Consider the following 2313-nt stretch of genomic DNA (forward strand, 5'->3'; position numbering starts at 1 on the left):
GGGGGGGGGGGGGCGCCGCCGTCTCCGGGCCCGCCGCGCACCGGGGCCGGACCCGCGTGGAACACCCCCCCGCCAGCCCCGCCGCGCCTAGACTCGCCCCTGTGCCGCGAACTCTGATCATCACCAACGACTTCCCGCCCAAGGCCGGTGGCATCGAGGCCTTCGTCCACGAGATGGCCCTGCGCCGCCCCCGCGGATCGGTCGTGGTCTACTGCTCCTCCCCCGCCCGGGCCGACGCCGCCGCCGACCCGCACTTCGACCTGCGCCAGCCCTTCCCCGTCGTGCGCGACGCCGCACGCGTCCTGCTGCCCACGCCCCGGGTGGCGCGGCGGGCACGCGCCATCGCCGACCTGGAGGGCTGCGACACCGTGCTCTACGGCGCCGCCGCCCCGCTGGGACTGCTCGCCGCCGGGCTGGGCGAGGGCACCCCCGTCAAGCGCCAGGTGGCCATCAGCCACGGCCACGAGACCTGGTGGGCCACCATGCCCGGATCCCGCGAGGCGCTGCGCCGCATCGGCGACACCACCGACACCGTCACCTACCTGGGCGAGTACACCCGGCGCCACCTGGCCCGGGCCCTGTCCCCCGACGCGGCCGCCCGCATGCGCCGGCTCGCGCCCGGCGTGGACACCGGGGCCTTCCGGCCCGGCACCGGTGGCGAGGAGGTCCGCGCGCGCCTGGGCCTGGGCGACCGCCCCGTGGTGCTGTGCGTGTCCCGGCTCGTACCGCGCAAGGGGCAGGACACCCTGATCCGCGCCTGGCCCCGCGTCCTGGCCGACGTGCCCGACGCGGTCCTGCTCGTCGTCGGCGACGGCCCCCACCGCCGGAGCCTGCTCTCGGCCGCGCGCGGAATGGACTCGGTGGTCTTCACCGGCTCGGTCCCCCACCGGGACCTGCCGCCCTACTACGACGCCGCCGACGTGTTCGCCATGCCCTGCCGCAGCCGCAAGGGCGGCCTGGAGGCCGAGGGGCTGGGCATCGTCTACCTGGAGGCCTCGGCCTGCGGCCTGCCCGTGGTCGCGGGCGACTCCGGGGGCGCACCCGCCACGGTCCGGGACGGCGAGACCGGCCTGGTCGTGGACGGATCCCTGCCCGGCCCCTCCGCGCGCGCCCTCATCGCCCTACTGAAGGACCCCGAGCGCGCCGCCCAGATGGGCGCACGCGGCCGCGCGTGGGTGAGCCGTGAGTGGACCTGGGAACACACCGCCAGGCGCCTGGACGCCCTCCTGGAGGGCTCCCCGGACCTGCCCGCCTAGTTCCCCTCGCCGTGCACGGAACCGGGGGTGCCCGACCCGTCGGTCACCTGCGGCTCACCGGTGGCGCTGTGGGACAGCCACTCGTCCCAGGACCGCTGCCAAAAACCCCAGCCGTTGTCCCACTCCAGCTCCCGGTCGGTCCCGGTGGTCTCCAGGACGTCGCCCATCAGGGAGTTCTCGTAGAACCAGCGGGCGTCCTCCACCGACATGTTCGTGCAGCCGTTGGAGGTGTTGGCCGACCCGATCCGGTCGTTCCAGGGGGCGGCGTGGGTGAACTCGCCGCTGTTGGAGGTGCGCACCGCCCAGTCCACGTCCAGCTTGTAGTAGTCCGGCGAGTCCTCGGGGATGCCCAGGGTGGCCGCGTCCATGACCAGGGACTCGTACTTCTCCATGGTCAGGTGCGTCCCCGAGGTGGTGGTGTTGAAGCGCTTGGAGGCCTCGCCGTTGCTCACGGGGATGGTGCGCGCGGGCTCGCCGTCGATCTCCACCAGCATCTCGTGGTCGGGCACGTGCATGGTCGAGACCATCTCGCGGCCGACCTCGAACTCCAGGCGGTGGTTCTCGATCCCGTAGACGCCCTCGGAGGCCTCCACCCCCGACAGGCGCATGTCCACGCTGACCTGCTGGTGGGGCTCCCAGTACTCGCGGGGGCGAAACACCGCGGTCTTGTCGCCGACCCAGTTCCAGGCGCCCTCCACCTCCTGCTCGGAGGTCACCTCCATGGAGTTCTCCACCTGGGCCTTGTTGGTCACCGGCAGGTCGAAGTTGACGATGACCGGCATGCCCACGCCGACGGTGTCGCCGGAGGTGGGGAAGTTCGAGGCCAGTTCGAGGCGCTGACCGGGCACGGCCTCCTTCGTGGAGAACTCCACGACCGTCTCGGAGGCCTCACCGGCGTCGTCCTCGGCGGTGGCGCGGACGGTGACCGCCGAGCCCGGGTCCAGGTTCCAGTCGCTCACCCACCGGGTGCCGTCCTCGCTCAGGGTGCCGGTGAACTCCCACCGCTCGGCGTCCCCGGCCGCCCCGGCGTCCCCGCCCTCCTCCGCGGAGGGGGCGG

General features: G+C 73.9%; 2 protein-coding genes. One reads left to right on the plus strand and one right to left on the minus strand.

Translation table 11 applies throughout. The features are described 5' to 3' along the window. The first annotated feature begins 101 nt into the window (after positions 1-101). Positions 102-1256 (plus strand): glycosyltransferase family 4 protein, encoded by a 1155-nt coding sequence (locus tag DQW06_RS23140; RefSeq protein ID WP_117199302.1) that lies wholly within the window; start codon positions 102-104, stop codon positions 1254-1256. Here the strand turns inward: DQW06_RS23140 and DQW06_RS23145 are convergent. Continuing rightward, the coding region (locus tag DQW06_RS23145) for an Ig-like domain-containing protein (protein ID WP_117199303.1) at positions 1253-2313 on the minus strand (1061 nt) is incomplete at its 5' end. The genes DQW06_RS23140 and DQW06_RS23145 overlap by 4 nt on opposite strands.

The sequence above is a fragment of the Nocardiopsis sp. TNDT3 genome (assembly GCF_003427465.1).
Taxonomy (GTDB): domain Bacteria; phylum Actinomycetota; class Actinomycetes; order Streptosporangiales; family Streptosporangiaceae; genus Nocardiopsis; species Nocardiopsis dassonvillei.